Annotated in this window: 29 protein-coding genes, 1 tRNA gene and 1 pseudogene; 18 read left to right on the top strand and 13 right to left on the bottom strand. The window is 68.7% G+C overall.

The features are described 5' to 3' along the window. Position 1 precedes the first annotated feature (1 nt). Genes MVA01S_RS16660 through MVA01S_RS16645 form a run of 4 tightly spaced genes read left to right on the top strand, consistent with a single transcriptional unit; the run spans position 2 to position 3,125 of the window. Positions 2-976: a serine hydrolase domain-containing protein gene (locus MVA01S_RS16660; RefSeq protein ID WP_255251703.1), complete on the top strand. Its 975-nt coding sequence runs from the start codon at positions 2-4 to the stop codon at positions 974-976. A gap of 39 nt (positions 977-1,015) precedes the next feature. Beyond that, on the top strand, positions 1,016-1,828 hold the full coding sequence (locus MVA01S_RS16655; protein ID WP_003930290.1) for a DUF1365 domain-containing protein: 813 nt from the start codon (positions 1,016-1,018) through the stop codon (positions 1,826-1,828). Next, on the top strand, positions 1,825-2,412 hold the full coding sequence (locus tag MVA01S_RS16650; protein WP_237024226.1) for a sigma-70 family RNA polymerase sigma factor: 588 nt from the start codon (positions 1,825-1,827) through the stop codon (positions 2,410-2,412). Before MVA01S_RS16655 ends, MVA01S_RS16650 begins: the two co-directional genes overlap by 4 nt. Continuing rightward, a complete protein-coding gene (locus MVA01S_RS16645) occupies positions 2,409-3,125 on the top strand; it encodes an anti-sigma factor (RefSeq protein WP_003930288.1) in 717 nt (238 codons plus the stop codon). Before MVA01S_RS16650 ends, MVA01S_RS16645 begins: the two co-directional genes overlap by 4 nt. Here the strand turns inward: MVA01S_RS16645 and MVA01S_RS16640 are convergent. Continuing rightward, positions 3,118-4,218, bottom strand: coding sequence for a glutamate--cysteine ligase 2 (locus MVA01S_RS16640; protein WP_003930287.1), 1,101 nt, complete (start codon positions 4,216-4,218; stop codon positions 3,118-3,120). The genes MVA01S_RS16645 and MVA01S_RS16640 overlap by 8 nt on opposite strands. A 129-nt stretch (positions 4,219-4,347) precedes the next feature. Between MVA01S_RS16640 and MVA01S_RS16635 the strand changes: the two genes are divergently transcribed. Together MVA01S_RS16635 and MVA01S_RS16630 are read left to right on the top strand one after the other, a co-directional pair. Continuing rightward, entirely contained in the window at positions 4,348-5,172 is an 825-nt protein-coding gene (locus MVA01S_RS16635) for an LLM class F420-dependent oxidoreductase (protein WP_003930286.1), read from the top strand. A gap of 78 nt (positions 5,173-5,250) precedes the next feature. Next, positions 5,251-5,323: transfer RNA gene (locus MVA01S_RS16630), tRNA-Arg, on the top strand. 33 nt (positions 5,324-5,356) lie between these two features. On the opposite strand, the gene MVA01S_RS16625 is transcribed toward MVA01S_RS16630, so the two are convergent. Next, entirely contained in the window at positions 5,357-6,274 is a 918-nt protein-coding gene (locus MVA01S_RS16625; protein ID WP_040541062.1) for a LysR family transcriptional regulator, read from the bottom strand. A gap of 180 nt (positions 6,275-6,454) precedes the next feature. Here MVA01S_RS16625 and MVA01S_RS16620 point away from each other — a divergent pair, with 180 nt between their 5' ends. The 4 genes and pseudogenes from MVA01S_RS16620 to MVA01S_RS32435 form a co-directional block, all read left to right on the top strand. After that, positions 6,455-7,246 (top strand): type 1 glutamine amidotransferase domain-containing protein, encoded by a 792-nt coding sequence (locus MVA01S_RS16620; protein ID WP_003930284.1) that lies wholly within the window; start codon positions 6,455-6,457, stop codon positions 7,244-7,246. A 115-nt stretch (positions 7,247-7,361) separates the two neighbouring features. Next, the gene (locus MVA01S_RS16615) at positions 7,362-7,595 is read left to right on the top strand and encodes a hypothetical protein (RefSeq protein WP_003930283.1); all 234 of its coding nucleotides are present in this window, start codon (positions 7,362-7,364) and stop codon (positions 7,593-7,595) included. Between the two features lie 60 nt (positions 7,596-7,655). Further along, the gene (locus MVA01S_RS16610) at positions 7,656-8,054 is read left to right on the top strand and encodes a heme-binding protein (RefSeq protein ID WP_003930282.1); all 399 of its coding nucleotides are present in this window, start codon (positions 7,656-7,658) and stop codon (positions 8,052-8,054) included. Between the two features lie 178 nt (positions 8,055-8,232). Continuing rightward, a pseudogene (locus tag MVA01S_RS32435) lies at positions 8,233-8,416 on the top strand (benzoylformate decarboxylase); the annotation flags it as partial. Between the two features lie 28 nt (positions 8,417-8,444). Here MVA01S_RS32435 and MVA01S_RS16605 read toward each other — a convergent pair. Next, positions 8,445-9,131: a GAF and ANTAR domain-containing protein gene (locus MVA01S_RS16605; protein ID WP_003930280.1), complete on the bottom strand. Its 687-nt coding sequence runs from the start codon at positions 9,129-9,131 to the stop codon at positions 8,445-8,447. Positions 9,132-9,324: 193 nt separating this feature from the next. Between MVA01S_RS16605 and MVA01S_RS16600 the strand changes: the two genes are divergently transcribed. From MVA01S_RS16600 to MVA01S_RS16580, 5 genes are all read left to right on the top strand, one after another. Next, entirely contained in the window at positions 9,325-10,545 is a 1,221-nt protein-coding gene (locus MVA01S_RS16600) for an acetyl-CoA acetyltransferase (RefSeq protein ID WP_003930279.1), read from the top strand. A gap of 2 nt (positions 10,546-10,547) precedes the next feature. Next, a complete protein-coding gene (locus MVA01S_RS16595) occupies positions 10,548-12,086 on the top strand; it encodes a carotenoid oxygenase family protein (protein ID WP_040541065.1) in 1,539 nt (512 codons plus the stop codon). Then, positions 12,087-12,974, top strand: coding sequence for a winged helix-turn-helix transcriptional regulator (locus MVA01S_RS16590; RefSeq protein ID WP_003930277.1), 888 nt, complete (start codon positions 12,087-12,089; stop codon positions 12,972-12,974). Between the two features lie 187 nt (positions 12,975-13,161). Further along, positions 13,162-13,416, top strand: coding sequence for an isochorismatase family protein (locus tag MVA01S_RS32310; RefSeq protein ID WP_003930276.1), 255 nt, complete (start codon positions 13,162-13,164; stop codon positions 13,414-13,416). A gap of 141 nt (positions 13,417-13,557) precedes the next feature. Continuing rightward, complete coding sequence (locus tag MVA01S_RS16580; protein ID WP_003930275.1) at positions 13,558-14,007, top strand: Hsp20/alpha crystallin family protein; 450 nt, start codon at positions 13,558-13,560, stop codon at positions 14,005-14,007. Positions 14,008-14,019: 12 nt separating this feature from the next. On the opposite strand, the gene MVA01S_RS16575 is transcribed toward MVA01S_RS16580, so the two are convergent. Both MVA01S_RS16575 and MVA01S_RS16570 read right to left on the bottom strand, forming a co-directional pair. Next, positions 14,020-14,616, bottom strand: a complete 597-nt coding sequence (locus MVA01S_RS16575) for a GNAT family N-acetyltransferase (protein ID WP_003930274.1) — start codon at positions 14,614-14,616, stop codon at positions 14,020-14,022. Next, positions 14,613-15,056: a hypothetical protein gene (locus MVA01S_RS16570; protein ID WP_003930273.1), complete on the bottom strand. Its 444-nt coding sequence runs from the start codon at positions 15,054-15,056 to the stop codon at positions 14,613-14,615. Before MVA01S_RS16570 ends, MVA01S_RS16575 begins: the two co-directional genes overlap by 4 nt. A 26-nt stretch (positions 15,057-15,082) precedes the next feature. Here MVA01S_RS16570 and MVA01S_RS16565 point away from each other — a divergent pair, with 26 nt between their 5' ends. Continuing rightward, positions 15,083-15,529 (top strand): cupin domain-containing protein, encoded by a 447-nt coding sequence (locus MVA01S_RS16565; RefSeq protein WP_003930272.1) that lies wholly within the window; start codon positions 15,083-15,085, stop codon positions 15,527-15,529. Here MVA01S_RS16565 and MVA01S_RS16560 read toward each other — a convergent pair. After that, complete coding sequence (locus MVA01S_RS16560) at positions 15,519-16,247, bottom strand: 3-keto-5-aminohexanoate cleavage protein (protein WP_003930271.1); 729 nt, start codon at positions 16,245-16,247, stop codon at positions 15,519-15,521. The genes MVA01S_RS16565 and MVA01S_RS16560 overlap by 11 nt on opposite strands. A 153-nt stretch (positions 16,248-16,400) precedes the next feature. Between MVA01S_RS16560 and MVA01S_RS16555 the strand changes: the two genes are divergently transcribed. Further along, entirely contained in the window at positions 16,401-17,333 is a 933-nt protein-coding gene (locus MVA01S_RS16555) for a cyclopropane mycolic acid synthase family methyltransferase (protein ID WP_003930270.1), read from the top strand. Positions 17,334-17,421: 88 nt separating this feature from the next. Continuing rightward, positions 17,422-18,318: a cyclopropane mycolic acid synthase family methyltransferase gene (locus MVA01S_RS16550; RefSeq protein ID WP_003930269.1), complete on the top strand. Its 897-nt coding sequence runs from the start codon at positions 17,422-17,424 to the stop codon at positions 18,316-18,318. A 3-nt stretch (positions 18,319-18,321) separates the two neighbouring features. Here the strand turns inward: MVA01S_RS16550 and kasB are convergent, their stop codons facing one another. From kasB to MVA01S_RS16515, 7 genes are all read right to left on the bottom strand, one after another. Next, positions 18,322-19,557 carry a 3-oxoacyl-ACP synthase KasB gene (gene kasB, locus MVA01S_RS16545; RefSeq protein WP_003930268.1) on the bottom strand — a complete coding sequence of 412 codons (1,236 nt, stop codon included), beginning with the start codon at positions 19,555-19,557 and terminating at the stop codon, positions 18,322-18,324. 109 nt (positions 19,558-19,666) lie between these two features. Then, complete coding sequence (locus MVA01S_RS16540; protein WP_003930267.1) at positions 19,667-20,437, bottom strand: VOC family protein; 771 nt, start codon at positions 20,435-20,437, stop codon at positions 19,667-19,669. Positions 20,438-20,564: 127 nt separating this feature from the next. Then, positions 20,565-21,989: an aldehyde dehydrogenase family protein gene (locus MVA01S_RS16535; protein WP_003930266.1), complete on the bottom strand. Its 1,425-nt coding sequence runs from the start codon at positions 21,987-21,989 to the stop codon at positions 20,565-20,567. A gap of 27 nt (positions 21,990-22,016) precedes the next feature. Next, a complete protein-coding gene (locus MVA01S_RS16530) occupies positions 22,017-23,732 on the bottom strand; it encodes a thiamine pyrophosphate-binding protein (protein WP_003930265.1) in 1,716 nt (571 codons plus the stop codon). 2 nt (positions 23,733-23,734) lie between these two features. Continuing rightward, positions 23,735-24,733, bottom strand: a complete 999-nt coding sequence (locus MVA01S_RS16525; RefSeq protein ID WP_003930264.1) for an acyl-CoA dehydrogenase family protein — start codon at positions 24,731-24,733, stop codon at positions 23,735-23,737. Beyond that, positions 24,730-25,932: an acyl-CoA dehydrogenase family protein gene (locus tag MVA01S_RS16520; protein WP_003930263.1), complete on the bottom strand. Its 1,203-nt coding sequence runs from the start codon at positions 25,930-25,932 to the stop codon at positions 24,730-24,732. Before MVA01S_RS16520 ends, MVA01S_RS16525 begins: the two co-directional genes overlap by 4 nt. Further along, the coding region (locus MVA01S_RS16515) for an acyl-CoA dehydrogenase family protein (protein ID WP_060941642.1) at positions 25,929-26,587 on the bottom strand (659 nt) is incomplete at its 5' end. The genes MVA01S_RS16520 and MVA01S_RS16515, both read right to left, overlap by 4 nt.

Here is a 26,587-nt window from a genome sequence, read left to right as displayed (position 1 = left end):
CCTGGCCGGCGCGGTCGCGGCGGTCCGCCACGGTGACGACGTGACGGCGGCCAGCGCCGGGTACGCCGACGTGGAGGCCGGGACGACGTTCGTGCCGGACACCCGCGTCCGCGTCGCCAGCATCACCAAAACCTTTGTCGCCGCAGCGATTCTGCAACTCGTCGGCGAGGGAAGGGTCGACCTCGACGCGTCCGTCGAGGAGTATCTGCCCGGGCTGTTGCGGGGCACGGGCATCGACGGCGACGCCGTCACCGTGCGCCGGCTGCTGCGGCATCAGAGCGGGCTGCCCGAGTACTACGGCGCGGAGACCGAGCCGCTGACCGGACCCGTCGCCCCGCGCGACCTCGTGGCGCGGGCACTGGCGCGTCCCGCAGCGGATCCGTCTCCTGCGGTGGCGATCTACACCAACACCAACTATGTGGTGGCCGGGCTGTTGCTGGAGTCCGTCACCGGCCGGCCGGCGGCCGAGGAGATCACCCGGCGCATCATCGTGCCCCTCGGGCTCACCCACACCTACTTCCCCGCCCCCGGGGAGCGATGGCTGCGCGCACCGATGGCGCACGGCTACGAGACCGTCGGCGGGGAACGCCTCGACGTCACCGACGGGGAACCCTCGGACGAGTACACGGCCGGCTCCCTGATCTCCACCAGCGAGGACACCGCCGCGTTCGTCACCGCGCTGCTGGCCGGACGCGTCGTGGCCGCCCCCGAGTTGGCGCAGATGATGGACACCGTGGCCTGGCCGTTGCACGGGCCCGGGTTCCGCTACGGGCTCGGCCTGGTGGGCATCGACCTCGATTGCGGGGTCACGGTCTGGGGGCACAGCGGGGACCTGGCCGGCTACCACAGCATCATGGTCGCGGCACCGGGCCGACCGGCGGTGTCGGCGACGTTCACCCAGGGCAGCCCAGGGGTGAGGACTCTCGCCGACGACCCGCGGGCGAAGGTGCTGGCCGCCACATACTGCCCCGGTTAGCCGACCCATCCGGCGCCGTCGCGGTGCCGAATACAGGATGTGAAATCCGAGTGTCGAGGCCCGGACCGTACGCGGGCGGCCCTGTACCGCACGCGCATCACCCACCTGCGCCGCGCGCCCGTCCACCACTACTTCGAGCACCGCAGCTACAGCTGGTTCGTCGATCTCGACGCGTTGCCCCGGCTGCCGTGGTGGCTGCGGCCGTTCGCCCGTTTCGAGGCGCGCGACCATCTGTGGGAGGCGCCCGAGGACACGCTGCGCGGCCGGGTCGACGCCTTCCTCGCCGACCGGGGAATCCAGCTCGACGGCGGCACGGTCACCGCGCTGACGCAGGCCCGGGTGCTCGGTCATGTGTTCAATCCGCTGACCCTGTACTGGTGCCATGACTCGCGGGGAGTGCTGCGCTGTGTGGTGGCCGAGATGCAGAACACCTCCGGTGGCCGCCACGCCTATCTGCTGCCGCCGTCGGGAGACCGACCGGTGATGGTGGACAAGGCTTTTCGCGCGTCGCCGTTCAACGGTGTGGACGGCCACTACCTGGTGCGGGCGCCGCAACCCGACGAGCACCTGGATGTGACGATCTCGCTGCACCGCGACCAGCAGCCTGCCTTCGTCGCGACGATGCGTGGCTCGCGCCGCCCGGCCGGCGCCCACCAGATCCTCGCGCTGCAGGTGGTCGCGCCGCTGGCGCCGCTGATGAATCTGCTGAGTATGCGGGTGCAGACCACGCTGCTGCGGTTGCGCAGGGTGCCGACGGCGCCCGACGACTCCGCCGGCGAGCGTGCGGCGGTCTCGGAATGCCCGCACGAGCCGCTGCTGATCAGGAATCCGCAGGAGACACGATCCCCGTGACGGCATCGGTCCTGGTAGCTGCCGCTAGGCTACCGCTCGTGACCGCCGAACTCGACGCACTTCTGCGCCAGGTGGCCCGCCGCGACGCCGAAGCCTTCGCCGCGTTCTACGATCTGACGCGCGCGCGGGTGTACGGCCTGGTCACCCGGGTGCTGCGCGACCCCGGCTACAGCGAGGAAACCACGCAGGACATCTATCTGCAGGTGTGGCGCAACGCCGCCAACTACGACCCTGCGGCGGGCTCACCGCTGGCCTGGCTGCTGACCCTGGCCCACCGACGCGCGGTGGACCGGGTGCGCTCCGAGCAGGCGGCCAGCACCCGGGAGTCCCGCTACGGCGCCACCACGGTCGAGCCGCCGTCGGATCACGTGGCCGACGAGGTGATCCTCGACGACGAGCGGCGCCGGGTCGCCGACTGCCTGGGCTCGCTGACCGACACCCAGCGCGAATGTATCCAGCTGGCTTATTACGACGGTCTGACCTATGTCCAGGTGTCCGAGCACCTGGCGGCGAACCTGGCCACAATCAAGTCCAGAATGCGCGACGCGATCCGGGGTCTCCGCAGATGTTTGGGGGTGGCATGACCAGCCCGCAGAACGACCTTCTGTCCCTCGCCGCGCCGTATGCTCTGCACGCCCTGAGCGCCGACGAGCGGGCGGAGGTCGACCGGCAGCTGGCCGACGCGCCGACGGAAGTCGCCGAGTCGTTTCTCGCCGAGGTCCGCTCCGTGCAGGAGACCATGGCGGTGCTCGCCAGCGTCACCGCCGTCGAACCGCCGGAGCATCTGCGCGACACGGTGCTGCGCCAGATCACCGAGGACCGGGTGCGCACATTGCCCACCCAGCCTCGTTCCCGCCGACGGGCGGCCGCGGTGCTGACCGCCGCGGCGGCCGTCGTGATCGGGCTGGCCGCCGTCGGGGTCGGCTACGCGCTGCGACCGGCCCCCGCGCCGACCACCGCCGAGCAGGTTTTCGCGGCGCCCGACGTGCGCACGATCTCCGGTGAGATCCCCGGCGGCGGCACCGCCACCGTGGTCTTCTCCCGTGAACGCAACTCCGGGGTGCTGGTGATGAACAACGTTCCCCCGCCACAGCCTGGCACCGTGTACCAGATGTGGCTGGTCGACCCGGACGGTTCGCATTCGGCGGGCACCATGGACGCCGAAGCGGTCGCTCCGTCGACCACCGCCGTACTGCCCGATCTCGGGTCGTCGAAGGCCCTGGCGTTCACCGTGGAGCCCCCGGGCGGTTCTCCGCAGCCGAGCGGCCCGGCGTTCGCCGAACTACCGCTCACTTAAGGTCTTCCAGCGTCGCGGCGGCCGCCTCGGCCAGCACGTCCGCGACGTCGTGATTGCGCTGCCAGGCCCGCCGCTGGCGGACCGCGCCGTTCCCGACCTCGGCGATGCGGTCCAGCCCGGCGGTCACCACGGCCAGATCGCCTGCGGTTTCCAGGGCGGGGCGGATCTGCTCGACCAGCCCGGTGAGCAGCGCAGTCATGGGCGCCGCGGTGTGGTTCTCCAGGTCGACCCCGTCGCCGTCGACCCCTTCCCGGGCGGCCTTCCAGTACGCCGCCTTGAGCATGTAGGGCGTCAGCGGGAGCACCGGCTCGCCGTGACGTTCGGCCTCCAGCGCGGTCATCACACAGCCCCGGACCACCGCAGCGAAAAGAACCGTCTCGGCCACGGTTGCCGGCACGTCGGCGACGCGCACCTCGACGGTCGGGAAGTTGGCGGACGGGCGCACGTCCCAATAGACCATCCCGTCGTCGCGGATCACGCCGGTGTGCGACAGCATCTGCACTGCGGCGTCGAACTCGTCGGCGGAGTCGAAGTGCGGGGGCGGGCCGGCACTGGGCCAGCGGGCCCACAGCACGCTGCGCCAGCTCGCGTGCCCGCTGTCGGCGTTGCGGTAGATCGCCGAGTTCGCGGTGAGCGCGAGCAGCAGCGGCAACCAGGGCCGGAGCCGGTTGCTGACGGCGACGGCGGCGTCGCGGTCGGGCACCGCGACGTGCACGTGGCAGCCGCAGATGCCCTGTTCGCGGGCGATCATCCCGTAGCGGCGGCCGATGTCGCGGTAGCGCGGGGTGTCGGTGACCGGGAAGTCGTGCGGCAGCGTCGGGGGCAACCCGACCGCGAGCAGCCGCGCACCCGCGTCCTCGGCCGCCGCGGCCGAGGTGTGCCGCAGCCGCAGCAGCTGCTCACGCAGGTCACCGACGTTGTCGACGACGCCGGTGGCGGTCTCCACCTGGCAGCTGGTGAGCTCGAGCTGCAGCTCGACGTCCTTGGCGGCGGCACCGTCGGCGACCTCGCGGTTGCGGGCGATCGGTGCGCCGGAGGCCGGGTCGACGAGGAGGAACTCCTCCTCGACCCCGAGCGTGGGAACGTCTGCCATGCCTGCCTTACGTGAAAAATTTGATCCGGCCCGTCGGATAATTCGACGACGGGCCGGATCGGGGTGATGAAAGTCGACGCGTATATGCCCGTGCCCCTTCCCGTTCAAACCTCGACCTACGATCACGATGTGGCAAAGGCATTCCGCTTCGGCGTCGGTGTGACACGCACGGGTCCGCGGGCGCAGCTGGTCGACAGCGCGCGGCGCGCCGAGGACCTCGGGTACGACGTGCTGCATGTGCCCGATCACCTGGGTGGCCCGGCGCCGTTTCCGGCGCTGGCGGCGGTGGCGATGGCGACCTCGACATTGCGGGTCGGCACGTTCGTCCTGAACGCGGCGTTCTACCGGCCCGCTCTGCTGGGGCGCGACGTCGCGGCGCTGCGCGACGTCAGCGAGGGACGCTTCGAAGTGGGGCTGGGCACCGGCTACGTGCGGGAGGAGTTCGAGGCTGCCGGGATCCCGTATCCCAGTGCCGGCGAGCGGGTCGACCACCTGAAGGTGACCACGCAGTACCTGGCCGGGCAGCTGCCCGACGTCCCGATCATGATCGCCGGCAATGGCGACCGGGTGCTGCGGATCGCGGCGCGCTCGGCCCAGATCGTCGGGCTGACCGGCGGGGACCGGGCGGCGTCGGCCGACGAGGATCCGCTGGCCGAGCGGATCGCGTTCGTTCGGGAAGCGGCCGGCCCCCGGTTCGACGATCTGGAGCTCAACCTCGCGATCACCGCGATGCCCGTCGACGGCTCCGGCCGGCCCGATCTGACGATCCCGCGGATCTCGCTGCCCGGGCTGTCCGACGAGGAGCTGCTGCGCCATCCGGGCGTGCTGTCGGGATCGGCTGACGAGATCGCCGATCGGATCGGCCGCTACCGCGACGTGTACGGCATCAGCTACCTCATCGTGCAGATGCGTCATGCCGAGGCGTTCAGCGCGGTGATGGAGCTGCTCAGGTAGCACTTATCCCGCCGCGAGCCATCCCGGAGTCCGCCGGTGGGGCGCGGCGCCGCGGGCGGGTAAGCTCCCTCCGGCAATGCCCTCGTAGCTCAGGGGATAGAGCACGGCTCTCCTAAAGCCGGTGTCGCAGGTTCGAATCCTGCCGGGGGCACTTTGTGGATGTATTGCGTCGGCCGTTTTCTGGTCACCGGGTGTCGGGCTGCCCACCGATGAGGTGGGCGCAGCTTTCCGCGAGCGCGCGGAGTTTGGGCTGGTTGCGGTTGGCCTCCGGGAAGTACAGATAGAGGCATTCGCCGCCCGGGGTGAACGCCTCCAGGGCGGGCTCGAGCAGGCCTCGACCGATCTCCTCTGAGGCATGCAGCATCGAGGAGTAGATCAACCCCATGCCCTGCACGGCGAGTCGCCGCATGAGTGCACCGTTGTTCACCGTGACGTCAGCGGACGGGGTGATTCTCAGGTTCTGGCCGTCCTGAAGGAACTCCCAGCGGTAGATGTCGCCTTGCTCCTCCCGTTTGAGTCCGATGCACAGGTGTTCGGCCAGATCTTGGGGCGCACCGGGCCTGCCGTGACCGGCGAAATAGTCCGGAGCGCCCAGCACCACCCACTTGAACGGCTGGGAGACCTGCACGGCGACCATCTCCGGGGTGAGGTAGGAGCCGATCCGGATACCGGCGTCGTAGCCCGCCGAGGCGAAGTCGGACTGCACGTCGGCGACGGTGACGTCGAGTCGCAGTCCCGGCCAGTCCCGACGTAGCACCGGCAGGACGGGCTCAAGGACATGGGTGATCGCCACGGGTTCCACCACCAGCCGAAGAGTTCCGGACGGGCGCTGGCTCCACTGCGAAAGCTCTTCTAGCGCACCTTCGATGGTGTCGATGGCGGGGCTGATCTGCCCCAACAGGAACTGCCCCTCCTCGGTCAACGAGACCCGCCGGGTCGTGCGATGGAACAGCGGGAAACCGACCCGGCGTTCGAGATTCGCTATGGCCTGGCTGACCGCGCCCGGTGTGACGCCCAGTACGTCGGCCGCCGCCCGGAAACTGCTTGATCGGGCGACCTCCAGGAACGCCGCGAGGTGATCGAACGGGTCGGGACGCGGCATGGTCACTCCATCTTGGTCGACGCGTGCCCCCTGCGGTCAGAGGCCGGGCCGCACACGCGGCTTCGAGCACATCGACGCGTAGTTTACGAGTCACGATTAATCAGTTTCACTATCCTATTGATACTGATTGATTCCTGTGCCTAAACTATCGAGAAACTCCCAGGGAAGAGAGACCCCGCCATGACCACGTTCGGCAAGCTTTTGTGCACCGCGTTCGCATTCCTCTTGATGGCTCTGACACCTTCAGGTCCGGCTCTCGCGCAGACCCCGGCCGCCACCTCAGAGACAACGGGGACCAAGCGCATCCTCGTGGTGGTCTCAAGCCACGACACCAAAGGCGAGGGCCAGGTCGCCGGTTTCTGGTTCCCCGAACTGACCCACCCCGTCGAGGTGTATCACCAGGCAGGTTTCGAGGTCGATATCGCCAGCCCCCGGGGCGGCCTGCCCCCGTTCGACGGATTTGATCTCAAAGATCCTGTCAGTCAGTGGTTTTGGACGAATCCCGCGTACCGGGGCAAGCTCGGCGACACTCTGAAGCTCTCCGATGTCGACCCTGCGCGCTACGACGCGATCCAACTCACCGGCGGGCACGGCCCCATGTGGGATTTCGCCGACAACCCCGAGTTGCAGCGCATCGTCGCCGAGATCTACCAAGCCGGTGGCGTCGTCGGCGCCGTCTGCCACGGTCCTGCCGGGTTGCTCAACGTCCGACTGAGCTCCGGCGAGAGCCTGATCGCCGGCCGAAAGCTCACGGGTTTCACGAATGAAGAAGAGGTCGCCCGCGAATACGACAGACTGGTCCCCTTCGAATTGGAAACCGCGCTCCGAGACAACGGTGCGATCTTCGAGGAAGCTCCGATATTCGAGAACCGGGTCGTCGTCGACGGCCGCCTGATCACCGGACAGAACCCCGCCTCGGCCCACGCCTTCGGCCAAGCCGTGACTGCCGCCGTCGCCGGTACAGAGAGCTGAGCCGCGTTTCCCCCGTTCTGGGGGATGTCCACTGGCACCGTGACCGGCAGATTAAGCCTCAGCGCAGCCGCACACCGGCCCGCGCGCGTCGGTTGATCGGGGTTCGGAGGTAGTGATGCGCAAGTCGTACTACGCAATTCCGTTTCTGGCAGCTGCGGGTGTGTTCACCGTGTTGACGGCTGCCCCAATGGCCGGTGCCACGCCGGTGGTGTCCGGCCCGGTACCCACCGAATATCCGTGGTGCGAACTCGATCTCTACTGCTACGACGACGACATCGACATCGCCCTCAACCCGGCGAGGGAGAGACGCGACGTGGGGTACGGCGGCGGGTCCGCGTTCGGCAACTGAGACGACACCAGATGAGCGCCGGTCCGGCACATGTTGACTCGACCAGATAGAGGAGTGGGTATGTCTGTTCTCGTCCGATCCGCAGGCGCGGTGATGATCGCCGGTGCGGCGCTGCTCGGTTCAGGGGCGGTGGCCTGGGCACAGCCCTCCCCGACCCCAACCCCGGCGCCGGCCCCGACCCCGGCGCCCCCTCCACCACCGGACTGCACGGTCGGCGACCAGGCCGGCGTCCTGTCCGGGGTCTCGGCGTCGCTGAAGAACTACATGTTCACCCACCCCGACGTGAACGGGTTCTTCACCAGCCTGCGCGGCCTGTCACCGGACGAACGGCGGGACAGGGTCGCCGACTACATGGAGCAGAACCCACAGGTGAAGACCGAGCTGCAGGGCGTCCGGCAACCGATGACGGACTTCCGCGCCCGCTGCGGGCTGCCGCCGCTCAACATGCCGGACGAGTAAACGGCTCTGTTGACGCGTCTTCCCGATAGCAGGTAGTGCGGTCTGCCGAATTCCGCCCACCGGGATGGCGGTCACCGTTGACGATATCGCGGTCGGTTCGGGCCAGAGTCAGACCCGAACCCGCGGGACCAGGCCGCAGTTCGTCAACGAAGGAAGCGACCTCCCCCGGAAGTTCGGACTGACAACAGTTTTCGGGAATCCCGGCTCGACAGAGCAGACGTTCCTGAAGGACTTTCCCGACGATTTCACCTATGTCCTTGCGCTGCAGGGGACTTCGGCACTGGATGAATCTACACACCGCCGCAGGCACCGGAAACGCGATCGGCAGCCTCGTCGCGGCGTACAAGGCCAACACCCCGGTGGACCCGGCGAGGCCGGGATAAAGCACGCTCACGTACCCCTGGTGTCGATCACCTTGGCCGCGACGTCGACGAGCTTGGTGTTGGTGTCCTGCGACAGCCGCCGCAGCATCTCGAAGGCCGCCACGTCGTCGACGTTGAAGCGCTCCATGATGATGCCTTTGGCCTGCCCGATGCGGTCCCGGGTGGAGAGCGCCGAGACCAGCTGTTCGCTCTGCCTGCTGGCCAGGATCGCGGCGGCTGCATGCGCGGCCAGCACGGCGCCGATGGTCTCTGCCTCGCCGTCGAACGCGTGGGGTCTGAGCGCGAAGAGGTTCAGCGCGCCCGCGGTCTGAGCGGTCGTGTACAGCTTGAACGACAGCCCGCTGAGCACGCCGATCTTGACGGCCGCGGCGGTGTATCGGGGCCAGCGCTGCTCGGTCCGGAAATCGTCGCTGCGCACGATCAGCTCGTCCAGGGCTGCGTCCAGACACGGCCCTTCGTGGTACAGCATCTGAAGTTCGTCGAGCCTGTTCGGCAACTCGGAGGTGCCCGCCACCGATTCGAACCGGCCCTCTTTGCCGACGAACAGCACGCCTGCGGCGTCGGCCCCGGGGATCAGGTCCATGACCTCCTTGGTGACATCGGCGAGCACGTCCTCGACGCTGCGAGGGGCTGCCACCGATCGGGCCAACTCCGCCATCCGCCGGGCGAGTGCATGGCTCACGGTTTCGTCCATGCCTACACACTCCCCTACTCGGCGCGCTCACGTACACAACGCCTGGGTTTGCGCCGCCGAGATGGGGGCAATGCAGGGCGGCAGACACCGATGATGGTCGACCGTCGTCGGTGTTGAGGTCTCGTCGGTTCAGACAGCAGCCGGCGGGGCCGCCCTCTAGAGTCACTCTGTTAGTTGTAGTAGCGTCCCGGGTGTGAGCAGCACGACCGGCGTGTGGATCCTGGGCGGCCACCAGAGCGACTTCGCGCGCAACTACGCCCGGGACGGGCTGGATTTCGCGGGCCTGACCGCCGAGATCGTCGAGGCGACGCTGCACGAGGCGAAGCTCGACGCCGAGGACATCGGCGTCGTTCATGTCGCCAACGCGTTCGGCGAGATGTTCGCCCGCCAGGGCCACCTCGGCGCCATGCCCGCGACCGTCAACGCAGGTCTGTGGGGCACTCCGGCGGTGCGCCACGAAGCGGCATGCGCGTCGGGCAGCGTCGCGACGCTGGCCGCGCTCGCCGATCTTCGGTCGGGCGCGTACTCCACGGCGCTGGTGGTCGGCGTGGAGTTGGAGAAGACGGTCCCCGGTGACACCGCGACCTCGATCCTCGGGGCGGCGGCCTGGACCGGGCACGAGGGCCTGGACGCGAAGTACATGTGGCCGCACATGTTCGAGGCCGTCGCCGCGGAGTACGACCGGCGCTACGGCCTCGACGAATCCCATCTGCATGCCATCGCGGCGCTGAACTACGCCAACGCCAAGGCCAACCCGCGGGCACAAACCCGGGACTGGTCGGTCCCGGATCCGGGCACCGCCGACGACGTCACCAATCCCGTGGTCGAGGGCAGGCTTCGCCGCCTCGACTGCAGCCAGCTCACCGACGGCGGCGCCGGCGTCGTCCTGGTCACCGACGACTGGCTGCGCCAGCACCCCGGCGCGCGCCCCCTGGGCCGCATCGACGGCTGGGGACATCGCACCGTCGGCCTGGGATTGCAGCAGAAGCTGGACCACTCCGCGGGCGAACCCTACGTGCTGCCCCATGTGCGCGAGGCCGTGCACGACGCCTTCGGCCGCGCCCGCGTCACCCTCGACGACATCGACGGTTTCGAGGTGCACGACTGCTTCAGCCCGAGCGAGTACCTGGCCATCGACCACATCGGGCTGACCGGGCCGGGCGAATCGTGGAAGGCGATCGAGCAGGGCGAGATCGAGATCGGCGGCCGCCTGCCTATCAATCCCAGCGGCGGCCTGATCGGTGGCGGGCACCCGGTCGGCGCGTCCGGGGTGCGGATGCTGCTGGACGCGGCGCGTCAGGTCAGCGGCACCGCCGGCGGCTACCAGGTCGACGACGCGAAGACCTTCGCCACCTTGAACTTCGGCGGCAGCACCGCCACCACCGTCAGCTTCGTCGTCGGAAGGACCCCGTGACCATGGCATTGCGCCCCCACCCCGAGATCGTCGGCAAGTTCCTGTCCACGCTGCCCGAGGACGACGACCACCCCTACCGCACCGGGCCGTGGCGGCCGCAGACCACCGAGTGGGACGACGACGACCTGCGCGTCGTCGAGGGCCAGATCCCCGCCGATCTCGACGGGGTGTATCTGCGCAACACCGAGAACCCGCTGCACCCGGCGCTGAAGTACTACCACCCGTTCGACGGCGACGGCATGTTGCACATCGTCGGCTTCCGGGACGGAAAAGCCTTCTACCGCAACAGGTTCGTCCGCACCGACGGGCTTGCCGCCGAGAACGAGGCCGGCGGCCCGCTGTGGCCCGGGATCGCCGAACCGATCGAACTGGCCCGGCGCGACCATGGCTGGGGTGCACGGACTCTGATGAAGGACGCGTCGTCGACCGACGTCGTCGTGCACCGCGGTGTCGCGCTGACCAGCCACTACCAGTGCGGCGACCTCTACCGCATCGACCCCTGCACCGGCGAGGACCTCGGCAAGGAGGACTGGCACGGCACCTTCCCGGCCGACTGGGGCGTGTCCGCGCACCCGAAGGTCGACGACCGGACGGGCGAGCTGCTGTTCTTCAACTACAGCAAGCAGGCGCCGTACCTGCGCTACGGGGTGGTCAGTTCCGGTGGCGAGGTGGTGCACAACATCGACGTGCCGCTCCCGGGCCCGCGGCTGCCGCACGACATGGCGTTCACCGAGAACTACGTGATACTCAACGACTTTCCGCTGTTCTGGGACGCCGCGCTGCTCGAACACAACATCCATCTGCCCCGGTTCCACCGTGATCTGCCGTCGCGGTTCGCCGTCGTCCCGCGCCGCGGCGACACCTCGCAGATCATGTGGTTCGAGACCGACCCCACCTACGTGCTGCACTTCCCCAATGCCTACGAGGACGGCGACGAGATCGTGCTGGAGGGGTTCTTCCAGGGCGACCCGGAGCCGACCCAGGGCGTCGACAACGGGATGAGCCGCAAGTGGCAGCAGATCTTCCGCAGCCTCTCGCTGGACGGCATGCAGACGCGGCTGCACCGGTGGCGCTTCAACCTCGTCACCGGCCAGGCCCGCGAGGAGCAGTTGTCCGACAGCTTCACCGAATTCGGCATGATCAACCCCGACTACGCCGGACGACCGCACCGCTTCACCTACGCGGCCACCGGCAAACCGGGCTGGTTCCTGTTCGACGGTCTGGTCCGCCACGACCTGCACACCGGCGCCGAACAGCACTTCGGCTTCGGCGACGGGGTGTTCGGCAGCGAGACCGCGATGGCACCGCGGGTCGGCGGCCAAGCCGAAGACGACGGCTACCTGGTCACACTGACCACCGACATGAATGCCGACCAGTCGTACTGCCTGGTGTTCGACGCGGCCCGGGTCGAGGACGGCCCGGTCTGCAAACTGCAACTGCCCGAGCGGATCTCCAGTGGCACACACTCGACGTGGGCCCCGGGCGCCGACCTGCCCCGGTGGCGCGACGCCGACTCCGCGGCCACCGCGATCGGCCTGTAGTTGCCCGACCCGCCCAACGCGGTCGCCCGCATGCTGGGCCTGCTCGCCGACGAGTGGACGCTGCTCATCATCCAGCGGGCCATGCTGGGGGCGCGCCGCTACGGCGACTTCGTGGACGCGTTGCCGGTGTCCAACGCGGTGCTGTCAGGCCGGCTGCGCGCGCTGACCGCCGACGAACTCCTCGTGCGCAGCCGGTACCAGGACAACCCTCCGCGCTCGGAGTACCTGCTCACCCCGAAGAGTCGTTCGCTGTGGCCGGTGCTGACCTCGATCTGGGAGTGGGAACGCCGCTGGGTGCCCGAGCACACCGAGCCACTGCCCGGCATGCGTCACCGCGGATGCGGGCAGTCGTTCCGGCCCGAGGTGACGTGCCGGTCATGTGCCGGGACGGCCGGCGCAGACGACGTGGCCGCCCGCTGGGGCCCGAGCGGATCGTGGGAGCGGTCGATCCCGTCGGGCACCAACCGCAGGCGGTCCAGTGGCCGCCGCTCCGGTGCGGCGCTGCTGTTCCCGCAGACCATGAGCGTGCTCGGCGACCGGTGGGCGTTCGCGCTGCTGGTCGCCGCGTTCGTCGGGGCAGGCCGGTTCACCGACTTCCAGACGCAGTTGGGTGCGCCGCCCGCCACCGTCGCCGGCCGGTTGGCGGTGTTCACCGACGAGGGGATCCTCGCCCAGCACGACAACCGTTACCTGCTCACCGACAAAGGGCGGGCGTTCTTCCCGGTCCTGGTGTGCGCGCTGGCGTGGGCGCAACGCTGGTTCCCGTCCCCCGAGGGGCGGGCGGTGGTGCTGACCCACACGGGGTGCGGGGGCACGTTCGCCCCCGCCCTGGTCTGCGATCAGTGCCGGGGCCGGCTCCGCGGCACCCAGATCGAGCCCGTTCCGTAGTGCCGGGACCGCGCGCGGCCGACAATGTAGCGATGAGCACCTTCGAGAACCGGCCCAACAGTGCGCTTCTCGTCGTCGACGTGCAGAATCTGGTGGTCGACGGCGCCCACCGGCGGGCCGAGGTCGTCGCCACCATCGCATCGCTGACCGACCGTGCGCGCCGGAGAGCGTCCTGGCCGACGGCGCGGTGGGCCGGCTCGTGGTCACCGGCGCGGAAACCGATGCGTGCGTACGCTCGACGCTGCACGGGGCCTTCACCCGCGGCTACGACGTGGCCCTGGTCGGTGACGCGCACACCGCCGGCGACATGACGCAGTGGGGCGCCCCGCCGGTGGAATCGGTGATCGCCCACACCAACCTGTACTGGTCCCATCAGGCCGCGCCGGGGCGCACAGCCGAAGTGACCGACAGCGCCGACGTCGCGCTCACCCGCACCGCCTGAACGCGCCCCGAAACTTCGCCGGCAGACCCCCGAAAAATTCTTGGCACTCTCACACCTCGAGTGCTAATCTCGCTGGTGCACAGTGATTTAGCGGCCCGTCGGGGTGGCGGGCCCTGAGTGACATTAGGGAGGTGGATTGCTGTGCTCCGCTTTGATCCGTTCAGTGACCTTGACGCTCTGACCCGGGGCTTGCTGACCAGCCAGACCGGATCAAATCGAGCCCCTCGGTTCATGCCGATGGACCTCTGCAAGATCGACGACCACTACCTTCTGACCGCCGACCTGCCCGGCGTGGATCCCGGCTCGGTCGACGTGAACGTCGACAACGGCACCCTCACCATCTCGGCGCACCGCACCGCCCGGTCCGAGGATTCGGCGCAGTGGCTGGCCAACGAACGATTCTTCGGCAGCTACCGCCGGCAACTCTCCCTGGGCGACGGCATCGACACCTCGGCGATCTCGGCGACCTACGAGAACGGCGTGCTGACGGTGACGATCCCGGTCGCGGAGAAGGCAAAGCCGCGCAAGATCGAGGTCAGCCACAGCGGTAACCAGAAGTCGATCGAGCCCACCACGGTCGAGGCCGGGTAGGCCCGTCGTCGGTCAGCCGTGGCGGTCCAGCCTGAATCGCAGGTTGGACCGCACGGCTGGCCATTCGTGGTCCAGGATCGAATACACCACGGTGTCCCGGCGGGATCCGTCGGGCAGCAGTTGATGACTGCGCAGAATCCCGTCGCACTTGGCGCCCAGGCGCTCGATCGCCGCACGGCTGTCGAAGTTCATGAAATGTGTGCGGAATTCGACTGCCACGCAACCTAACACGTCGAACGCATGGCCCAGCATCACCAGTTTGGTCTCGGTGTTGACCCCGGTGCGTCGCGCGGAGCCGACGTACCAGGTGTTGCCGATCTCCAACCGCCGGTTGGCGCCGTCGACGTTGAGGTAGCTCGACGACCCGACCAGCGTGCCGCCCTGTGCGCGCACCACGAACGTCAGCCCGGTGTCCGGCCGCTGCACAGACAGCCGCGTGTCCACCCACTCGCCGGCCCTGCCCGCCTTCGGCGCCGCGGTGAACCACAACCGCGCCAGCTCACCGTCCGCCGCCGCCGCCTCGATCTCCGGGATGTGCTCACGGGCCAGCGGTTCCAACGTGACCTCGCGTGCGCCGGTCAGCGTGACAGGTTCGACGAAACCCCTCACATCGGCACGTGCGCCTTCACGACCGGCGACTTCCACGCCGACAACATCGCCCAGACCGACAACAACACCGCGGCCAGCGCGAGCCCCCCGGCGACATACAGGCCGTACCCCGGCGACACCGGCGGGTAGACGTAGAGCCGGTAGAACCACGCGGCCAGCACGACCAGCACCACTGAAATCGCCAGCGCTGCAGTCGATGCCAGCCGAGCCGAGATGCCCCTGGCCGCCATCGCGCCCGCGACCACCAACGTCGAGGCCAGCAACACCACCAGCTGACCGACCCCGAATCCCGGCGGGGGTACCGGCATCGCGCCGGCCACGCCGCCGATCGCGTTGGCCCGCCCGCCGCCCTCGGAAGATCTCAGCCACGGCAGCCACGCGCTGACCGCGATCAGCGCAGCACACAGCGCAACCAGCCAACCCGGTAGCGCGCGACCCATGACCGGCAGCCTACTAGGGTGGGTCGATGACCGATCTCCCCGAATGGGCGCGTCGTCTGGACCTTTCGCCACATCCCGAGGGCGGCTGGTTCAAGGAGACATGGCGCAGTGAGCTGACCATTCCTCAGTCGGTTCTCCCGTCCGACTACACCGGCGTGCGCAATGCGGGGACGGCCATCCTGTTCCTGCTCATGCCGGGACAGCAGTCCGCCTGGCACACCGTCCGCAGTTCCGAGCTGTGGCTGTTCCATTCCGGCGGACCGCTGGTGCTCGAGGTCGGTGCGGAGCAGGAGTCCGCGACCGCCCACCTGCTCGGCGCCGACGTCGCCGCCGGCGAGACGCCGCAGTTCGTGGTGCCGCCGGGCCACTGGCAGCGCGCCCGCCCCCGGGACGACCAACCGTGCCTGGTCAGCTGCGTGGTGGTGCCGGGCTTCGACTTCGCCGACTTCGCGCTCGGCGCCCCTACCGACTGAGCAATTCGACCGCGGCCGCGACCAGCGCGGCGTTGCCGTCGGCGACGGCGCCGTCCGGCAGCAGCAGTGTGTCCTCCAGTCCGATCCGCGTCTGCACGCCCCGCGCACCCGCATGTTCCAGTAGCGGCCAACAACTTTCGTCGAGCCCGTGCAACAACACCGGCGCCGGCGAGCCGGCCGAGGCGATGATGCCCAGCAGCTCGTCGGCCGTCGACACGTCACCGTCGGCGCCCAGCTCGATCATCACGCGCATGCAGTGCGCCGCGATGTCGGACGCCGCCCAGGCCTGCGCCGCCTCGGCGTGGAAGATCCCGACCTCCACGCCGAGCCCGCGGCCCAGCAGCACGTCGGCCAGCTCCGGCGAACCGGGTTCGTGCCAGTTCAGCGACGCGAAGTCCGGCAGCACAGTCCAGCTCTGCACCGCCCGCAGGCGTTGCCCCGGATCGGGCAACGCCCAGAATCCGGTCGTCACGCCCAGCGGCAGCCCCGGCAGCGCCTGCCGCACCGCGGCCACCGCGGCGTCGACCTCGGCGGCGTGCAGTGAGTCGACGCCGTCGGCGTTCTTCGGATGCATGTGCACGGCTTTGGCCCCCGCCCGGTGGGCGGCCACCGCTTCGGCCGCCAGTTCATCGGGCGTGACCGGCAGGTTCGGATGCTGGTCGGGGGTACGGACGCCGTTGATGCACGCCTTGACATAGGTCTGCGGAGTGGGGGGCATGCACACCATCTTCGCGTCAGTGGGCGTGGGGCGTGCGATGCGGCGCTGTCTCCGCGTACATTCAGACACGGACCGTTTCGCGATTCCCAGGCAGGGTAGTGGAGACCCAGCGCCCCGCCCGGGCGTGATATCTCCATGTCGACAGGACACTCGATGCCGAACAGTTCCACCGAACAACCGAACGAGACCGCCGAATCCGCCTGGCTGTCCAAATCCGCATCTCAGACCCGCGGTTCGGATAAAAAAGAAGTCCAGTTCCATTACGACATCTCCAACGACTTCTTCAAGCTCTGGCAGGACCCGTCGCAGACCTACAGTTGCGCCTATTTCGAGCGCGACGACATGACCCTCGAAGAAGCGCAGCTGGCGAAGGTGGACCTGTCGCTCGGCAAGCTCGGCCTGGAGCCGGGGATGACGCTGCTCGACATCGGCTGCGGCTGGGGTTCGACGATCGCCCGGGCGGTGGAGAAGTACGACGTCAACGTCATCGGACTGACGCTGTCGGAGAATCAGAAACAGCACATCGAAGAGAACCGGTTCCCTCAGCTCAAGAGCGACCGGAAGATGGAGGTGCGGCTGCAGCCGTGGGAGGAGTTCGACGGCAAGGTCGACCGCATCGTGTCGATCGGCGCGTTCGAGCACTTCGGGTTCAACAAGTACGACGACTACTTCAAGAACACCTTCAGCTGGATGCCCGACGACGGGGTGATGCTGCTACACACGATCATCATCCCCAGCGACGAGGAGATCAAAGCCAAGAAGCTGCCGCTGACCATGTCGAACGTGCGCTTCATCAAGTTCATCATGGACGAGATCTATCCCGGCGGCCGGCTGCCGCTGGCCGCGCAGGTGACCGATGCGGCCAAGCGCAACGGGTACGAGGTGACGCGCGAGCAGCACCTGCAACCGCACTACGTGAAGACGCTCGACACCTGGGCCGCGAACCTCAAAGAGAAGAAGGACGAGGCCATCGAGATCACCTCCGAGGAGATCTACGAGCGGTTCTACCGGTATCTGACCGGTTGCGCGGACCTTTTCCGCGACGGCTACACCGACGTCGTCCAATTCACCTGCGAGAAGCCATGACTGACGACGGTGTAGTAATTTGAGTACACGCGTTACCTGATTTGCACACGCAACGAAGATCCGTTTCTCGGATGGAGGTCGGTCGGGGATGGCCAAACGCACGGTGAGCCCACCCGAGGCGGGCAAGGACATGGAGCCGCACTTCGAAGAAGTCCAGGCGCACTACGACCTCTCCGACGACTTCTTCGGCCTTTTCCAGGACCCGTCCCGGACGTACAGCTGCGCCTACTACGAGCGCGACGACATGACGCTCGCCGAGGCGCAGCTGGCCAAGATCGATCTGGCGCTGGGGAAACTGGAGCTGCAGCCGGGCATGACGCTGCTCGACATCGGGTGCGGCTGGGGTTCGGTGCTCAAGCGTGCGGTCGAGAAGTACGACGTCAACGTCATCGGTCTGACGTTGAGCCGCAACCAGTGCGGGTTCGCTCAGGAACTGCTCGACGGGCTCGACACCGAGCGCTCCCGCCGCATCCTGCTGCGTGGTTGGGAGCAGTTCGACGAGCCCGTCGACCGCATCGTCAGCATCGAGGCGATCGAGGCTTTCCCCCAGGAGCGCTATGCGCCGTTCTTCACGATGTGCAGCAACGCGCTGCCCAGCGGCGGGCGCATGCTGTTGCAGGCGATCCTCGGCCATCCGCTGAAGAAATGGCCGGAGATGGGCATCCCCATCACGATGACCGACCTGAAGTTCATGCGGTTCATCGCCAAAGAGATCTTCCCCGGCGGCTCGGTGCCCGGCGAGGAGAACATCATCGAACTCTCCGCCGACGCGGGATTCACCTTGGCGGACAAGCAGTTTCTGAACAAGGACTATGTGCGCACGCTCGACACCTGGGCGGAGGCGCTGGAAGCCCACCACGACGAGGCGGTCGCGGCGACGTCCGAAGAGGTGTACCAGCGCTATATGAAGTACCTGACCGGCTGCAGCGACTTCTTCAACCGCGGCATCAGCGAACTGGCGCAGTTCACGCTCGTCAAGGCCTGACGGTCAGGGCCGGCCGAACACCAGCGACACGTTGTGCCCGCCGAAGCCGAACGAGTTGTTGATCGCGTAGTGGTAGTCGCCGGGGCGCGGGCTTCCCGCCACCACGTCCAGATTGATCTCGGGGTCCAGGTTCTTCAGATTGCGCGTCGGGGGGATCACGCCGTCGCGCAGGGCCAGCAGGGTCAGGATCGACTCGACCGCGCCGACCGCGCCCACCGAGTGTCCGAGTGCGCCCTTGGGTGCGTACACCGCGGGCGCATGGCCGCCGAGCGCATTGTTGATGGCCACCGACTCCGCGAGGTCACCCACGCTGGTGCCGGTCGCGTGGGCGTTGACGTGGTCGATGTCGGTCGGTGACAGACCGGCCAACTGGATCGCCCGCGTCATCGCGTAGCCGGCCCGCTCACCGTTCGGATCTGGTGCGACCATGTGGAATCCGTCCGAGGTGATGCTCGCCCCCATCACCCGGCCCAGGATGTTCGCGCCGCGTGCCTTGGCGTGCGCTTCGGTCTCGATCACCAGCAGCGCGCCGCCCTCCCCGAACACGAAACCGTCGCGGTCCCTGTCGAACGGCCGGCAGGCGCCGGCGGGGTCGTCGTTGTTGGTCGACATCACGATGCGCATCTGGGCGAACCCGGCGATCGGGACAGCCTCGATGCGGGACTCCACTCCCCCGCAGATCGCGATGTCGGCCTCACCCAGGATGATCTGCCGCCACGCCTGCGCCACGCCCTCGGAGCCCGACGCGCAGGCCGAGACCGGGGTCATGATGGCCGCGCACGCGTGGCGTTCGACGGCGACCGATGTGGACGGGGCACTCGGGATGTACTTCTGCACCGTGGTCGGCGAAATGACCTGGTAGCCGCGGTTGCGCATATCGTCATAGGCGAACGCCATCACCTCCAGGCCGCCGATTCCGGTGCCGATGGACACGGCCAACCGGAGCGGGTCCACCACGGGTGCGCCGGCGTTTTCCCACACCCGCCGGCCCAGCACCAGCGCCATGCGCTGGACATAGGAGTTGCTCTCGACCTCCTCCGGGGTCAACTGGTCGTCAAAGGTCTCCAGCAGGTGCCCGCCGATACGGACCGGCAGGTCGAACTCCTCGACGAACGGGTCGTCCAGGTGTCTGATGCCGCTGTGCCCCGCGAGCAGCCCCTGCCAGGTCGATTCGACGCTGGTGCCCAGTGCGGTGGTCATGGCGACCCCCGTCACCACCACGTCCGGAAACTTCGCCATGGTCCCCCCATGTTGCCGATGCGGTCGCCGTCATAGCCCCCACCCGCCATCTTCCTCGCGAGCGGGCAGTCTCGCTACAAGTCTTCGCATCGGCTGACCAGGGAAGCCGTCAGCCCTCCAGCGAGGACAGGTTGAACGCGGCACCGGTCGGGTCGGTGACCGCGGCAAGCCTGCCGTACGGGGTGTCCTCCGCGCCGCGCAGGACGCCGCCGCCGTTGTCGGTGACCAACTGCACGGTCTTGTCGACGTCGTCGGCGCCGAGGAAGAAAGACCAGTGCGACGCCCAGTCCCCTGGGATGTTGCCCCCGTCCATCACCCCGACCAGCGCCTCCCCCTCGAAGGTTGCTGTGCTGTAGCGGAACTCGTCGGAATCGGCGACTGTGTCGGTGGCCCAGCCGAAAACCTCCCGGTAAAAGGTCAGCGCGGCGCCGTAGTCGCGGGTGGTCAGCTGGTGATAGACCGGAGCGCCGCGTTCGCCGACGACCTCGTACCCGCGGTGGCCGGTAGGTTGCCACAGCCCGAAGAGCGCGCCCGCAGAGTCGGCCAGCATGGCCATCCGGCCCTTGTCGGGGACGTCCATCGTCGGCCCGCACGGGGTGCCGCCGGCCGCGGCCGCCGTGGCGACGGTCGCGTCGACGTCGGCGGTGTGCAGGTAGGTGGTCCAGCCGTCGGGTGCGTTCCACTGCGGGTCGTTGGCCATCAGCCCGGCCACCGGCCGGCCGTCGAGAAGCGCGGTGACGTAACCGCCGTACTCGGGCCCGGCCGCGTCGAAGGTCCAGCCGAAGACCGTCCCGTAGAAGTCTCGGGCGCGGTCGAGGTCGGAGGTGGCCAGGTCGATCCAGATGGGTGCGCCCAGCGGGGCGAGGGTGCGAACGGGCATTGAGTCTCCTCGGTGGCGGATGGTCACCGATGCAGACCGGGCACCCCGCGGGAACTCATCGCGCGCCGGGCTCGACCTGCGGACCGGGCGCGCTCAGGCACCACCTGAGCGCGCCCGATTCACACGGTTAGGCGGGGGTGTAGCCCAGCGCGGCCTTGACCTCGAGGAACTCGTCGAACGCGAACGGCCCCCATTCGCGGCCGTTGCCGCTGCGCTTGTAGCCGCCGAACGGCGCGGCCATGTCGAAGCCGTGGTTGATCGCAACCGAACCGGCCCGGATGCGGCGCGCCACCGCACGCGCCTGCTCCAGGTCGGCGCCCGAAACATACCCGGCCAGACCGTATTCGGTGTCGTTGCCGATCGCGACGGCCTGATCGAGGTCGTCGTAGCCCAGGATGCACAGCACCGGGCCGAAGATCTCCTCGCGCGCGACCGTCATGTCGTTGGTGACGTTGGCGAACACCGTCGGCTTGACGTAGTAGCCCTTGTCGATGCCGTCGGGACGTCCGGTTCCGCCGACGACGAGCGTGGCGCCCTCGTCGATACCGCTCTGGATCAGGCCCTGGATCTTGTCGAACTGTGCCTTCGACGCGACCGGCCCGATCGCGGACTTGTCGGACGGGTCACCGACCTTGACCGCCGCCGCGGTGTCCCGGGCGACCGCGATGGCCTCGTCCATCCGCGAGTTCGGCACCAGCATGCGCGACGGCGCGTTGCAGCTCTGCCCGCTGTTCACCATCATCACCGAGGTACCCGCGGCCACGCTCTTGGCGAAGTCGTCGTCGTCGAGCACGATGTTCGGGCTCTTGCCGCCCAGTTCCTGGGTGACGCGCTTTACGGTCGGGGCCGCGTTGCGGGCGACTTCGACGCCTGCGCGGGTCGAGCCGGTGAACGACACCATGTCGATGTCGGGGTGGCTGGAGATCGCCGCCCCCACACCGGGCCCGTCACCGTAGACCAGGTTGTACACGCCGGCCGGAACCCCGGCGGCGTCGATGATCTCGGAGAAGATCTGCGCCGAATACGGCGCCACCTCGGACGGTTTGAGCACCATCGTGTTGCCGGTGGCCAGCGCCGGGAACACCTTGCACGCGATCTGGTTGATCGGCCAGTTCCACGGCGTGATCAGCCCGCAGACCCCGATCGGCTCCTTGACCACCAGGGTGCTGCCGTGCTGCTCCTCGAACGCGAAGTTCTTCAGCGCGTCGATCGCGGTCGCCAGGTGACCCATGCCGAGATTCACCTGCGGCCCGGCCGCCAGCGACGCGGGTGCGCCCATCTCCTCGGTGACGGCCTCGGCCAGTTCGCCGGCGCGCTTCTGGTATTCGGCCATGATCGCGCCGAGCAGCTCGAGGCGCTCCTCCCGGGTGCTCAGCGCCCAGGTGTCGAATGCGCGTCTCGCCGCGGTGACCGCGAGGTCGACATCGGCCGACGAGCCCAGTGCGATCCTGCCGGAGATCTCCTCGGTGGTCGGGTTGTCGACCTCCAGTGCGTTGGGCCGGACCGGCTCGATCCACTGCCCGTCGATGTAGTGCTTCAGATAATCACGCATGTGTCCACTCTTCCCTAGATCGCATCTCTACTGGGTGCCTTCGGCATACCAGGTACGGAAACGGTCGTATTTCGGCATCTCCTCGGAGTTGGCCTTCGGGTCGATGCACACATGCACCACCGCGGTCTTGCCGCTGGCGTAGGCACGTTGGATGGCCGGACCGATCTCGTCCTCCTTCTCGACGTATTCGCCGTGGCAGCCGAAGCCCTCGGCGATCTTGTCCATCCGGACGTCCTTGCTCCAGTGCACGCCCGGCTGCGGCGACGGCTGCTCGAAGGTGCGCTTGTAGACGCCGACTTCCAGGCCCCACTGGTGGTCGACGCCGACCACGCAGACCAGCGGCAGGTTCTCCCGGGCCGCGGTCTCCAGTTCGGCGATGTGGAACAGGAACGCCGAGTCGCTGGTGAGCAGCATGACCGGACGTTTGCGCCCCTCGGCGACCGACGCGCCGACGGCGTAAGGCAGGCCGGTGCCGAGGTGGCCGAAGTTCTGGTTCCAGATCACGTCGCGCGGCTTGGTCTGCGAATAGGTCCACTGGAAGATCACCGTCGCCCCGCCGTCGCGGACCATGATGCCGTCGTGGGCGTACTCGTCGAACGCCTTGGTGGCCTCGACGACGAACCGGGCCGGGTGCACCGGGGTGCGCCCGGTCGGGGCCTCCTCGGCCACCCGGGCCAGTTCGGCGGCGTCGGCGTCGACCAGGGCTCCCAGGTTGGCCGAGGGGGTCCGCGGGGTGTCCCGCAGCGCCTCGACCAGTTGCGGCACCACCCCGCGCAGGTCGCCGACCAGCGGCACGTCGAAGCGGCGGTTCACCCCGATGGCGGTGGGATCCTGCTCGACGTACACCCACTTGCGGTGGGCGTCGTTGGCGGCCCAGTGCTGGGTGCGGCCGTAGTGCATCGGCTCACCGAGTTCGGTGCCCAGCGCGACGCACAGGTCGGACTCCTCGACGGCGGCGTTGGCGGCCGGGGAGAACAGGTACGGGAAGGTGCGGTCCTCCAGGCCGGGGATGAACGAGGTGCCGCCGGAGGTCTGGATCACCGGGCAGGCCATCAGCTCGGCCAGTTCGCGGACCTGGTCCTGGGTCCGTGAGGTGTGAACACCGTGGCCCACCAACAGGATCGGGCTCTTCGCCTGCCGGATCAGCTCGATGGCCCTGGCCACCTCGGGGGCGCCCGCGCCCTGGTTCACCAGCCGGTAGGCCGACGGCTCGGGCGCGTCACCGAGGTCGAGTTCCTCGAGGATGACGTGCGACGGGAACTCGATGTAGGCCGGTCCGGGGGTGCCCGACATGGCCCGGCGGATGGCCTCGTGCACGATCTCGTCGGTCTGATCGGCGTATTCGATTGAGCTGCTGTACTTCACCGACGGCGCGAAAAGACCTTCCTGCTGGATGAATTGGATGCGACCGCGGCGCACCCGACGCTCGGTGATGCGGGCGCGCTGCCCGCCGAGGAAGATCACCGGCGAATTCTCCACCAGTGCGCACATCATCGCCCCGGCGATGTTGGCCACGCCCGGGCCGAGGGTGCCGATGCACAGGCCCGGCCTGCCGGTCATCCGGGACGCCGCCTCCGCCATGAAGCCGGCGCTGAGTTCGTGGTGCGGCGCGACGACCGACCACCCGCGGGCGTCGGCCTCGGTGAACATGTGCACGAAGTTGGGGTCGGGGATCCCGAACAGCGTGTTGACGCCCTCGGCCTCGAAGAGGTCCAGAATGCGCTTGTACACGGGTACACCCATGGTCATATCCCTTTCGAATATCTCTGTGAGAGTCGTTTCCGTTGCGCTGCAGGAGAACCGAACAGTGCCCGGTTCAGCGTGGCGCGTTTGAGGTAGACGTGGATGCCGCTCTCCCACGTGTAGCCGATTCCGCCGTGCAGCTGCATCGCCTTGCCCGCCACCTCGACCGCAGCCGAGCAGGCGTAGGACTTCGCCATCGCGGCGGGCACTGCGGCGTCGCCACCGTCGGCGAGTACGCCGACTGCGTCGGAGATCAGCCGGCGGGCCACCTCGATGGCGACGAGCATGTCGGCGCACGCGTGCTTGACCGCCTGGAACGACCCGATGGGCCGGCCGAACTGGTGCCGCACCTTCACGTAATCGACGGTGGCCGTGAGCATCTGCTCAGCCAGACCGAGACTGTCGCAGGCCACGGCGAGCTCGGCGCGATGCCGCAGCGCCTCCGCGTCACCGTCGAACGTCAACAGATCGGCGATACCTGCCGCGTCGGCAGTGACGGTCGCCAGCCCGCGTGTCTCGTCGACGACGGGCTGCGCCGCGACGGTCACCTGCGCGCTGTCCACCACCGCCACCGCGCCGCCGGTCAGCACCAGCAGCCGCTCGGCGCCGACCGCGTCGGGGACGAACGCCGCATGTCCGGTCAGCGTCGCTCCGTCGACGGTGAACCCGTCGGCGATCACGGCCAGGCGGCTGCGTCCGGACGCAACACCGGACAGCAGCTCATCGCGACCACTGCTGGGCGACAACAGGTTCAGCGCCCCGGTGGCCAGCACCGCGCTGCCGAGGTAGTGGCTCGCGGCAGCGGCCCGCCCGATCTGTTCCAGGACCAGCGCGGTCTCGACGAACGTCGCACCGGCCCCGCCCAGCCGTTCGGGAACCTCCAGGCCGGTCCATCCGGCCTCGACCAGCACCGCCCAGTCGGGCGCACGGTCTTTGGCCAGCAGCTCCCCTGCCGCCGTGCGCAGTTCGTCGTGGAACTCGGAGAACGCGGTGTCTGTCACGCGACGCTCGGTTCCCGCGGCAGCCCCAGCCCACGCTCGGCGATGATGGTGCGCTGGATCTCGCTGGCGCCACCGGGGATCGTCCACTCCCAGGAACCCACGAAATCCAGCACCCACGACCCGGATTCCCATCCGCTGGACATCGGCTTGGCCAGCACGGTGTGCGCGTCCAGACCGCCGATCTCGGCGCCGAAATCGGTGAGTCGTTGCAGCAGTTCGCTGTAGTACAGCTTGACGATCGACGCGTCGGCGGGCCCGACCGCCCCGTGTTCGACGATCTGTCGGCACAGCCCGCGCAGCCCGGTGATCTCGGTGTCGAACGCGGCCAGCCGGTCGGCGACGACCGGGTCGTCCAGCGGCGCGGACTCGACCAGCCGGCGGAAGCCCGCGTTGCCGAGCCGTTCGGCGAGCTCGAGCATCGTCATCCCCCGCTCGGCGCCCAGCGTCGCCTGCGCCACCTGCCAGCCCTCGTTCTCGGGGCCGACCAGGTTGGCCGCGGGAATCGTGACGTCGTCGAGGAAGATCTCGCAGAAGTGGGAGTCGCCGACCGCGTTGCGGATCGGACGGACCTCGACCCCGGGACTGGTCATGTCGAGCAGGAAGTACGAGATGCCTTTGCGCTTCGGCGCGCCGGGGTCGGTGCGGGCCAGCAGCAGACACCAGTCGGCGTACAACCCGCCGCTGGCCCACAGCTTCTGCCCGTTGACCACGAACTCGTCGCCGTTACCCACCTGGCGGGCGGTGGTGCGCAGCGCGGCCAGGTCCGAGCCCGCCTCGGGTTCGGAGAAGCCCTGCACCCAGATCTCGCCGTCCAGGATCGCCGGCAGGTGCCGCCGGCGCTGCTCCTCGGTGCCGGCGATCAGCAGTGTGGACGCGGCGTGGTGGATCCCGACGAACGCCAGCACCAGTCGCGGTGCGTCGTGGGCGGCCAGCTCCTGGTACAACACCACCTGCTGGTCGACAGAAAGCCCGCCGCCCCATTCCGCCGGCCAGTGCGGCACCGCATACCCAGCGCTGCGCAGCTCGGCGAACCAGGCCTTCTGGAAGCGGACGAACTCGTCGTCGCTCGCCCCGGTCTGGGTCGCGCGCCAGTCGGCCGGGATGTGCTCACGACACCAGGCCCGCACCTGCTCGCGAAACTGAGCTTGTGACCGAGAATCCGCCGGATGATCGCGCAGATCTTCAGTTTCGGCGGTCATGCGAACAGCCCTGTCAGGCCGCGCTTGCCGGCCAGCCGGGTGAGATGGTCGCGGGCGCCGGACGAGCCGAACGGCAGGCGGCGCAACGGCTGGCTGTACCGCGACAGCCACGATAGCGTGGTCTCGTCGCAGAAGCCGACCGCACCATGAAGCTGATGGCACACCCGGAACACCACGTCGGCGGCCTCGATGGCCGCCAGCCGCAGCGCCAGCGCATCGGTGACCGCATGCGCGTCGCCGGTCGCGACACTCCACAGTGCGTGCTTGGCCAGGATGTCGAGGCCGCTGCGCTCCACTTCGGCGTCGGTGAGCTGGAACTGCACGCCCTGAAACGAGGACAACGTCTGGCCGAACTGCTTGCGCAGGCCGACGTGCGCGACGGTCAGCTCCACCGCGCGGTCCAGCATGCCCAGCAGGGTCCAGCACGGCAGTACCAGTCCGAGCGCGACGTCCGCCGCCCCGGATGCGTCGGCCGGACTCAGCTCCAGTTCGGTGACGAAGCCGGGCTGCGCGTCGCCCAGGCCGGTGACCGTCGATCGCTGCCCGTCTACGGTCACAGCAGCCCAACGTGTTCGGAGCCCGGCAAGGGTGCCGGCCGGGCGGGCGCCGCCGACGACGAGCAGTCCGTCGACGTCCAGATCGGCGGGGGCGGCCA

This window comes from Mycolicibacterium vaccae NBRC 14118 = CIP 105934 (assembly GCF_001552715.1).
Lineage (GTDB): Bacteria > Actinomycetota > Actinomycetes > Mycobacteriales > Mycobacteriaceae > Mycobacterium > Mycobacterium vaccae.
Note: the sequence above shows the minus strand (reverse complement) of the source record. Positions and strands in the feature narration are given on the sequence as shown.

Coding starts and splice junctions, on each gene's coding strand:
- MVA01S_RS16570 (WP_003930273.1), bottom strand. CDS start 15,056: ATGGGTCGCGCGCTACCGGGTTGGCTGGTTGCGCTGTGTGCTGCGCTG.
- MVA01S_RS16550 (WP_003930269.1), top strand. CDS start 17,422: ATGGCCAAACGCACGGTGAGCCCACCCGAGGCGGGCAAGGACATGGAG.
- MVA01S_RS16555 (WP_003930270.1), top strand. CDS start 16,401: ATGCCGAACAGTTCCACCGAACAACCGAACGAGACCGCCGAATCCGCC.
- MVA01S_RS16645 (WP_003930288.1), top strand. CDS start 2,409: ATGACCAGCCCGCAGAACGACCTTCTGTCCCTCGCCGCGCCGTATGCT.
- MVA01S_RS16615 (WP_003930283.1), top strand. CDS start 7,362: ATGCGCAAGTCGTACTACGCAATTCCGTTTCTGGCAGCTGCGGGTGTG.
- MVA01S_RS16610 (WP_003930282.1), top strand. CDS start 7,656: ATGTCTGTTCTCGTCCGATCCGCAGGCGCGGTGATGATCGCCGGTGCG.
- MVA01S_RS16535 (WP_003930266.1), bottom strand. CDS start 21,989: ATGCGTGATTATCTGAAGCACTACATCGACGGGCAGTGGATCGAGCCG.
- MVA01S_RS16625 (WP_040541062.1), bottom strand. CDS start 6,274: ATGCCGCGTCCCGACCCGTTCGATCACCTCGCGGCGTTCCTGGAGGTC.
- MVA01S_RS16540 (WP_003930267.1), bottom strand. CDS start 20,437: ATGCCCGTTCGCACCCTCGCCCCGCTGGGCGCACCCATCTGGATCGAC.
- MVA01S_RS16565 (WP_003930272.1), top strand. CDS start 15,083: ATGACCGATCTCCCCGAATGGGCGCGTCGTCTGGACCTTTCGCCACAT.
- MVA01S_RS16530 (WP_003930265.1), bottom strand. CDS start 23,732: ATGGGTGTACCCGTGTACAAGCGCATTCTGGACCTCTTCGAGGCCGAG.
- kasB (WP_003930268.1), bottom strand. CDS start 19,557: ATGGCGAAGTTTCCGGACGTGGTGGTGACGGGGGTCGCCATGACCACC.
- MVA01S_RS16560 (WP_003930271.1), bottom strand. CDS start 16,247: ATGCCCCCCACTCCGCAGACCTATGTCAAGGCGTGCATCAACGGCGTC.
- MVA01S_RS16605 (WP_003930280.1), bottom strand. CDS start 9,131: ATGGACGAAACCGTGAGCCATGCACTCGCCCGGCGGATGGCGGAGTTG.
- MVA01S_RS16595 (WP_040541065.1), top strand. CDS start 10,548: ATGGCATTGCGCCCCCACCCCGAGATCGTCGGCAAGTTCCTGTCCACG.
- MVA01S_RS16640 (WP_003930287.1), bottom strand. CDS start 4,218: ATGGCAGACGTTCCCACGCTCGGGGTCGAGGAGGAGTTCCTCCTCGTC.
- MVA01S_RS16520 (WP_003930263.1), bottom strand. CDS start 25,932: ATGACCGCCGAAACTGAAGATCTGCGCGATCATCCGGCGGATTCTCGG.
- MVA01S_RS16620 (WP_003930284.1), top strand. CDS start 6,455: ATGACCACGTTCGGCAAGCTTTTGTGCACCGCGTTCGCATTCCTCTTG.